This is a genomic window from Methylocystis sp. (assembly GCF_051061225.1).
Lineage (GTDB): Bacteria > Pseudomonadota > Alphaproteobacteria > Rhizobiales > Beijerinckiaceae > Methylocystis.
On record NZ_JBPFEB010000013.1, the window covers coordinates 1 to 8770 of the forward strand.

Sequence of the window (8770 nt, forward strand, 5' to 3'; positions counted from 1 at the left end):
ACCGCTTTGGCCGTTGGCGCCGCCGCGCTTGTTGTTGGTGGCACAATCGCCGGCCTTGGAGCATCGGGAGCTTTCGGCAGCAATAATAATCCGCCGCCGGTGATTCCGCCTTTGCCGCTCAGCCATCAGTAAGTTCGCAAACTTCCTTGGAGTGTGTGGAGGCCAGCAAACAGCCGGGGTTCGCCCGCCTGCTGGACTGATAGGAAACTGTAAATATGAGATTGAGAAATCTCGCTACTTGGTTCTCCCGCGCGTGTGCGGCTTTCGCGCTCACTGGCTATGACTCTGCCTGCGCTGCAGAACCTCCAACTCTAAGTCCCATCAAGCACGTCGTCGTCATTGTGGGGGGAAGCCGCAGCTTTGATCATGTATTTGCAACCTATCAGCCGGGGGCAGGAGAATATGCCGACAACTTGCTTTCTAAAGGAATAGTCGGCCTCAATAACGCCGGATTCAATTACGGCCTTTCGGCGCAGTATCGAGCCACGGACACGCGGATCTATTCAATCAGCCCTACGAAGCTTGACGCATTCGATCAAAGTGGGAACAAGCTGCAAGCGCCCGGGGTTTCGTATGCTTTCAAGGCGCCCTACAAAGACTGGAAACAGGCGGCCTGGGACGGTCCCGGCCCACTTGACGTTAAATCGTTTCCTCTGAGCGCCCTCGCCGCAATCGAATACGGCCTTCCTCAACAAGACCTGCCCCTGCTCTATACGGGCGCAACAGGCATCAATCCGGGCGACCCGGATAGCCGCATTCTGAACTATGCCAATCTACCCAACGGGGTTTATCCGCTCGTAGACCGGAGCGGCAAGAGCCTCTATGACAATTACAGTGGCAACCCGGTCGGCCGCTTTTTCCAGATGTGGCAGCAGCTCGATTGCGACAAAAGTCATGTTTCGAGCCTACATCCATCCGGCTGTCTGGCCGACCTTTTTCCTTGGGTCGAGATGACTGTCGCCTCCGGCGTGAATGGCGGCGCACGAAAGCCGCTCGCCGAAGGTAATGCCGCCATGGGCTTCTACAATATCGCCCAAGGCGACGCGCCATATCTGGCGGAACTTGCGAGGAATTTCACGCTCGCTGACAATTACCATCAGGCCTTTATGGGCGGCGGCTACGCGAACTTCATGATGCTAGGTTATGCAGACGCACTTTATTATGCAGACAAAAATGGTGATCCCGCCAAGCCCCCCGCCAATATGATCGAAAACCCTAATCCGCGTCCAAACACCGATAACTGGTATGCGCAAGACGGATATTCGGGCGGCAGCTATGTCAGCTGCTCTGATTTTTCGCAACCCGGCGTGGGGGCGATCGTCCGTTATCTTCAAGATGTCAGCGTCCAGGCGAATTGTGTGAAAAGCGCCTACTATCTGGTGAATGATTTGTTTCCTGCCTACACGGGCTTGGGCGAATATCCCCCCGCGTCAATTGCATTCTTCACATTGCCCCCGGTCATCAAACAACGGCACATTGGCGACGCTCTGACCCAAAAGGGCGTGTCGTGGGCGTATTTCGGTGAGCGCTGGAACGACTTCAAGACGGCGCCCTCGGGGGCGTGGGCCTCGAAACCCAATCCAAATCTCGCTGCAGCGTATCTATATTGCAGCACCTGCAATCCGTTCCTCTACTCGGCATCAACGATGAGCGACCCGAAGGCGCGCGCCGAGCACAACAAGGATCTCGCCGACTTTTACGACGGAGTCGCCAGAGGAGATCTGCCCGCGGTGTCCTACGTGATACCGAGCCGTTTTGTCGATGGCCGCCCTGCCTCGTCAAAACTTGATCTCTTCGAAAGTTTCGCAAAGCGCATTATCGAATTTTTGAAAACCCAACAGGAGTTGTGGGACAGCACTGCGATATTCGTCACGTTTAGCGGAGGCGGCGGGTACTATGACTCGGGCTATGTCCAACCTCTCGATTTTTTTGGCGACGGCACGCGCGTCCCCCTGATCGTCGTATCGAAATACTCGCAAGGAGGCCATGTCGCACATGAGTATGCAGACCATGCCTCGATCCTCAAATTCATCGAGCGAAATTGGAGCGTCGCGCCGCTGTCCAACCGCTCGCGCGATAATCTTCCCAACCCACAAACAGGTGACAATCCTTACGTGCCCCTCAACCGTCCGGCGATCGGCGACCTCTGGAGCATGTTCCAATTCGACCAGTCTGATGGCGCCGGTGCGGGCGACAAGAGCACGCGGAATTCAAACAAAAGCAAGAAGCCGATAACCGGCGTTCTTATGATTGCAGCCACTAACCAGGCAGACCCAGCTTCGACTGTTCTATGCGCGCCTTTCGATGGCAGCGCCAGAGACGCGGCCGCAGCCATTGCACAGGACGCCAGCGCATATTGGGATCACCGGCGGAAAGCTGTCGAAGCACTCAACCAGCAACGGCGCTCGCTTGCGGACCAAGAGCTCGCTATGGCGGTTCCTTTGAGAAATAAGATGCCAATGGAACTGACGAGATTTCAGTCCGCGCTCGAAGCGTTGCGGACCGGCAACTGCCGGTCTTCTACCGATCTGATAGCCATGGAACAGCCGCCCACTGATTTGGCAAGAGCGGTCAACTTCGATCAGATTTCGAGCGAGACGTTGCCAGACTGATCCTATCCCGTCCAGCGGAGCTTATGCATGAGCGGCGAATTTTGTGGGTTTACGACGAGGGTTTGGCTTGTAGTTTCTTTTGTGGTCGCGCTCAGTTTTGGCGAAGCGTTCGCGCAGAACGCCATCGTCGTCGAGAATAGCCTGCCGGGCAACCCCCAGAGTGAGTGGGATCTCAGCGGGCCGGGCTCCACGAATATAGTCGGCTTCACCACCGATATCAGCGTCAATCACGGATCCACGGTCAACTTCAAGATAAATACTAACTCGACCAACTACAGGATCGATATCTACCGCCTGGGCTATTACGGCGGCATGGGCGGTCGCAAGGTAGCAACCATCAATCAGCAATTGCAGTCAGCCCAGGTTCAACCATCTCCGCTGTATGATGCGACGACTGGTTTGACTGACGCTGGTAATTGGGCGATCTCCGCCTCATGGGCCGTGCCCGCCACTGCTGTATCTGGCGTCTACCTCGCCAAGCTCACGCGCCAGGATTCTACTGCCGGACAGAATCAAATTGCTTTTATCGTCCGCGCTGACGAGTCACATAGCGATATCGTGTTCCAGACGTCGGACACGACGTGGCAAGCGTACAATGGCTGGGGCGGCAGCCCCAATCTTTACGGCGGCAACGGCCCCGGCAGCAACACCTACCCAGGGCGCGCCTTCAAGGTAAGCTACAACCGGCCGATCACCACCCGCGATGGCGTTGGCACCTTTTCCTCGTGGGCGAGTTTTCTCTTCGGCGCCGAATACGCTGCGCTTTACTGGCTAGAACAGAACGGCTACGACGTCTCCTACATCGCCGGCGTCGACAGCGCGCGCTCCGGCGCTCTGCTGCAAAATCACAAGGCCTTCACGTCGTCTGGCCACGACGAGTATTGGTCTACCGACCAACGCACCAACGTCGAAGCGGCGCGAAACGCCGGTGTCAATGTCGCCTTTATGAGCGGCAACGAGGTCTTTTGGGCAACCCGTTGGGAGTCGAGCATCGATGGCAGCGCAACGCCTTTCCGTACGCTCGTCTGTTACAAAGAAACGGTTGCTGGAGCCAAGATTGACCCGAGCCGATTGTGGACAGGAACCTGGTTCGACCCGAGGTTCAGCCCGCCCTCTAACGGAGGCCAGCCGCAAAACGCGCTGAGTGGCACCCTCTTTGCTGTGAACGGCTTTTATTACGGCGCGATACAGGTTCCTTCCGCCATGAGCGGATTGCGCTTCTGGCGTAACACCAGCGTCGCCTCGACGCCCCCGGGGCAGACCGCCACGCTCACCCAGAACATCCTCGGCTATGAATGGGACGCGTCCCCCGACAACGGCTTTGCTCCGGGCGGGCTCATCGACCTATCGTCCACGACGCTTTTCGTGAATTCCCTTCTTTTGTACGACTACGGTTACACCTACGGCAACGGCACAGCCACGCATAATCTGAGTTTGTACAAACCATCCAGCGGCGCCATCGTGTTCGGCGCCGGCACGGTGTTCTGGCCGTGGGGCTTGAGTGCGAAGCACGACGGGCCGACGACTCCCACCGACCCAAATATCCAACAAGCGATGGTAAATCAGTTCGCCGATATGGGTGTCCAGCCCGGCAGTCTGCAGAGCGGACTCGTACCTGCGACCAAATCCACGGACATCGTTGCGCCGACCTCGTCGATCTCCGCGCCCGCGGGCGGCGCCAATTTCCTGGAAGGGCAGCCGGTCACGATCAGCGGCTCGGCGAGCGACACAGGCGGTATGGTCGCGGGCGTGGAGGTGTCGATCGACGGCGGCGCAACCTGGCGGAGGGCGTCGGGCGCAACGAACTGGAGCTACACCTGGAGCGCGGCCTCAGCCGGTGTGTATACGATCATGTCCCGCGCCACAGACGACAGCCTCAACACGGAAACTCCACATCCCGGGCCGACGATAAATGTCAGTCCGACTGCCATATCCGGGCCGTCGTCGAGCCTTTTCTCGGCCAGCACCTCCCCGTCCATCTTGACCGTGAACGATCCGAACTCCGTCGAGCTCGGCGTCAAGTTTTACGCGACCAGCTCCGGATACATTACGGGCGTGCGCTTCTACAAGGGTCCGCAGAACACGGGCACGCATACGGGAGAGCTGTGGAGCGCGACCGGGACCCTGCTCGCGAGCGCAACCTTCGCCAACGAGACGGCAAGCGGCTGGCAGGCGGTCAGCTTCGCCCGTCCCGTCGCGATTGCAGCTGGCATGACTTACGTCGCCTCCTATCACACCAGCGGATTTTACTCGGCGGACCGCAGCTATTTCGCGGCCACGTACTCCAACGGGCCGCTCGCCGCCCCCGCCGCCAACGGGTCGAACAACGGCAACGGCGTCTACGCTTATGGCAGCGCGGCGGCATTCCCGGTGAACAGCTACCAGGCCAGCAACTACTGGGTCGACGTCATTTATTACAGCTCGGCCACAGGGGGCGCAACGCTGTTCTCGGCGAGCAACGTCCCGACCATATTGACCGTGAACGATCCGAATTCTGTAGAGGTCGGCGTCAAATTCTCTGCGGCTAGCGCCGGGAACATAACCGGCTTGCGCTTCTACAAGGGCCCGCAAAACACCGGCACGCATACGGGAGAGCTGTGGAGCGCGACCGGGACGCTGCTCGGGAGCGCAACCTTTGCCAACGAGACGGCGAGCGGCTGGCAGACGCTCAGCTTTGCAACTCCCGTCGCGATTGCGGCCGGCACGACCTACGTCGCCTCCTATCACACCAGCGGGTTCTATTCGGTGGACCGCAACTATTTCGCGAGCGCGTACTCCAACGGGCCGCTCACCGCCCTCGCCAGCGGGTCGAGCGGCGGCAACGGCGTCTACGCCTACGGCAGCGGAGTCACTTTCCCGACGAAAAGCTACCAGGCCGGCAACTACTGGGTCGACGCCGTTTTTTCGTCGAGCCTCTTCTCAGGAAATGGCTCGACACCCATGGCCTTTGCCCCGGTCACCGTTACCGTAAACGACGCGAACCCGGTCGAGCTCGGCGTCAAGTTTTCTGCTGCGAGCGCCGGACACATAACGGGCCTGCGTTTTTATGAGGGGCCACTGAACACCGGCCCGCATAGCGGAGAGTTATGGGACGCTTCGGGCACGCTGCTCGCGAGCGCGCCCTTCACTAACGAGACAGCCTATGGTTGGCAGACGGTTATCTTTGATAGTCCAATCGCGATTGCGGCCGGCACGACCTACGTCGCCTCCTATCACACCAGCGGCTTCTATTCGAAGGACCTCAACTATTTCACCACGGCGTACTCCAACGGGCCGCTCACCGCTCCCGACAGCGGGTCGAGCGGCGGCAACGGCGTCTACGCCTACGGCAGCGCGGTCACTTTCCCGACGAACAGCTCCCAGGCCGGCAACTACTGGGTCGATGTCATGTTTACCACTCCTTAGCGGCTCAGCCTTGCATCCTGTTGAACGAAGTGAGGCCTAGTTTTACTGTGTCATAAATGCACGGAGTGAGGTACACAGCCGATTCGCGCTCGATAAGGAGGTGGGCCGTGGATCGAAACACCATCGATGGCGGGAGTGAGCGTCGGTTTGCCGCGTTCGTGGAGTCGCATCGATCCCTGGGGCATGTCGATCGGATAGCCCCGTTTCGCTCTTAATGCACAGGCTTGATCCTCCCACGAGAGCGCAAGAGTGTCGAGCCTATCGCCGCCCATGTCGAACCCGATCGTGTCCAAGCGGCGCATCAATCCCTCCACCATTTCGTCGCGAAAGCCGAATGGTCCGAGTTGACGCGATGTTGAGGCAGGTGCGCTCATGTTCTGCCGACGATCGGCCGATAAAAGCGGATCATCGCTGCGCATGGTCGTCCAACCGCCCATCGGCAAGCAAAAGCGATATCCTGCGTTGGATCTTGCGGTAATTTACGCGACTGAGCGCGGTGCTCCCAAAGGCCGAAAACCGATCGTCTGGAAGCTGATTACCGACCTACCGGTGCGCGGACGCGCAGAGGCCGTCGAGAAGATCAACTGGTATGCGATGCGTTGTAAAATCGAGATGTTTCACAAGGTTCTGAAGTCAGGCTGCTAGGCCGAAGCATCCAAATTGCGCACCGCTGAACGGCTCGCCAACTTGATGGCGGTCTTCTGTATTCTGAGTTGGCGCGTTCTCTCGCTCACTATGTTGGCGCGGGCAGAACCACTCGCCTCGCCTTCGATCGCCCTCACCGAGAACGAGGTTCCGTTGCTTGATTTGCTCGTCAGCGACGCTGGAAACCGACAAGCCAAGCGGGGGACCCTCAGCTTCTACCTGATCAAGCTCGCCCGATTGGGCGGCCATCTCGCGCGGGCCGGAGACATGCCGCCGGGGAGCGTCGTCATCTGGCGCGGCCTCTCTCGTTTGACCGATATACAGATAGGCGCAGACATTCAGGCAGCCACTTGTGGGTAATTGAAAGTCAACGGGCCCCGTGTAGCGGAGATAGGCTTGGATGCCGATGATTGATTGTCCTGGATTCGGGTGATCGACGTAGGTCTGATCGCGCGATCCGCCGCCGCCTATGATCTGGTCCGGCTGCCGAAGCTGCTCGCGGTGGCGTGAACCACGAGGCCGAGGGGAAGCAGAGCGCCCTCCGCTTCCAGCGTCCAATTCGACCGCGCCAAGACGCCAAAAAACTGGAGCGAGGCTGAGGGAACAAGAGCCGGGTGCTTTTTCAACAGCCTGCTAATGGCCTGGCGGGGTTGCCGACCCAGGTTTCCCCGGCGGGAACATCCTTTGTAACAACTGCACCCATCCCGACGATTGCGCCTTTGCCAATCCGCAATGGACGTTTTTTCATCCCCTCTTTGATGACCGCGCCGGTTCCAATATAGGCGTGATCCTCGATGACCACGTTCCCGTTGCACGCGACCCTCGGCGCGAAGGTCACGAAGTCGCCAACGACGCAGTCATGCGCAACGTAGGACTGAATGTTGCAGTGGAAGAAACGTCCGATTATAGCATTCGATGTCACGATACTGCCTGCACAAATGATCGAGCCTTCCCCGATTTTGTTCGCATCATAAAACCTTGCCTGGAGGCTATGCACATCAACAGGCTGCACCCCAACCTTTATGAACCGCTCTGCAATGGCTTGTCTCACCCGAGAGTCAGCAATGGCGATATTGAACTGCTTATCTTTATCTTCGGCACGAAAAAAGTCCTCTTCCGACATGACCCGGTAGCCGTTCACGGCGTTGCCAGAAGTGGGTGTGGTCTCGACGAAGACGAGCGTGGCATGAATCTGGGTGCGCCCTAACATTTCGTGTAGAACTGGCATGACTTCGCGGCCAAATCCTCCGCAACCAACAATGCCGATTAGCATAGGCGAACCTCCAAATTCCCGTCGCAGCCTAGATCATAGAGACGGCAGGTCAAGTCGAAATTCAACATTGTACAATGCGTGGCAAGCAAGCCGACGTCCGGTCCGGCTTGATCGGTTTTTTGATCGGCAGCTCTGGCGTCGGCCTCTGAAGCGGTCGGGGCGCGGCCGGCAAGACCGCGCTAGGGCCGCATGGGTCTCAATTACCGAGTCGTTGGCCCGCCCGTTATGCAACATCGCTGGCTGATAATTCTGGTAGTGTGGTTATCTTATCTCCTTTGGTCCTAAGCCGAGGCGAAAATGCTAGAGTATCCGTTATGCGCAAGGGGCGTATTCGGCCAAGGGTCGGTTATGTCGCAGGAGGGCGTTGGCAAGGACGACGAGCTTTCGCATAACGGCGGTAATGGCGACCTTGGCGGTCTTCCCGGCCTCGATGAGCTTTTGATAGAGCGCTCGACTGTCCTTGTTGAACCTTGAGGCAACGAGCGCCGGCATATAAAGGGCCTGGCGAAGGGAAGCTCGGCCGCCGCGAATGTAGGCGTGACCTTTCCATGAGCCCGATTGTCTTTGCACGGGCGCGAGGCCAGCGAGGCTTGCGGCCTGTTTGCCTTCCAGGCTCCCAAGCTCTGGCATTTCGATTAGCAAAGCGAAGGCGGTAACCTTGGAGACGCCTGGGAGCCTAACCGGCGAGCGAGTTGCGCGTCATCGAGGATGAGTCTTTCGATGGCGGCGTCGATCTCCTCAATTTTGACGTTTATTTCGACAAGGCGCTTCTTGTTCTGCTTTTTCAGCAGGGGAAGCGTGATCGCCTTGGCACGGTTTTTGGCGGCGGTGCGGT

At 58.5% G+C, this 8770-nt stretch carries 6 protein-coding genes and 1 pseudogene; 5 read left to right on the forward strand and 2 right to left on the reverse strand.

Annotated features, from left to right (window positions below; all coding sequences use genetic code 11):
• Nucleotides 1-215: 215 nt before the first annotated feature.
• From ACR652_RS03665 to ACR652_RS03685, 5 genes and pseudogenes are all read left to right on the forward strand, one after another.
• Nucleotides 216-2612, forward strand: coding sequence for an alkaline phosphatase family protein (locus ACR652_RS03665; RefSeq protein ID WP_434505167.1), 2397 nt, complete (start codon nt 216-218; stop codon nt 2610-2612).
• A gap of 27 nt (nt 2613-2639) precedes the next feature.
• On the forward strand, nt 2640-6017 hold the full coding sequence (locus ACR652_RS03670; RefSeq protein WP_434505168.1) for a DUF4082 domain-containing protein: 3378 nt from the start codon (nt 2640-2642) through the stop codon (nt 6015-6017).
• A gap of 122 nt (nt 6018-6139) precedes the next feature.
• A pseudogene (locus ACR652_RS03675) lies at nt 6140-6361 on the forward strand (transposase); the annotation flags it as partial.
• Between the two features lie 28 nt (nt 6362-6389).
• A complete protein-coding gene (locus tag ACR652_RS03680; protein WP_434505169.1) occupies nt 6390-6662 on the forward strand; it encodes a hypothetical protein in 273 nt (90 codons plus the stop codon).
• Nucleotides 6663-6677: 15 nt separating this feature from the next.
• Nucleotides 6678-7022, forward strand: a complete 345-nt coding sequence (locus ACR652_RS03685; protein ID WP_434505170.1) for a hypothetical protein — start codon at nt 6678-6680, stop codon at nt 7020-7022.
• A gap of 262 nt (nt 7023-7284) precedes the next feature.
• On the opposite strand, the gene ACR652_RS03690 is transcribed toward ACR652_RS03685, so the two are convergent.
• Together ACR652_RS03690 and ACR652_RS03695 are read right to left on the reverse strand one after the other, a co-directional pair.
• Nucleotides 7285-7935, reverse strand: coding sequence for an acetyltransferase (locus ACR652_RS03690; protein WP_434505171.1), 651 nt, complete (start codon nt 7933-7935; stop codon nt 7285-7287).
• 312 nt (nt 7936-8247) lie between these two features.
• Nucleotides 8248-8565 (reverse strand): transposase, encoded by a 318-nt coding sequence (locus tag ACR652_RS03695; RefSeq protein ID WP_434505172.1) that lies wholly within the window; start codon nt 8563-8565, stop codon nt 8248-8250.
• Nucleotides 8566-8770 lie beyond the last annotated feature (205 nt).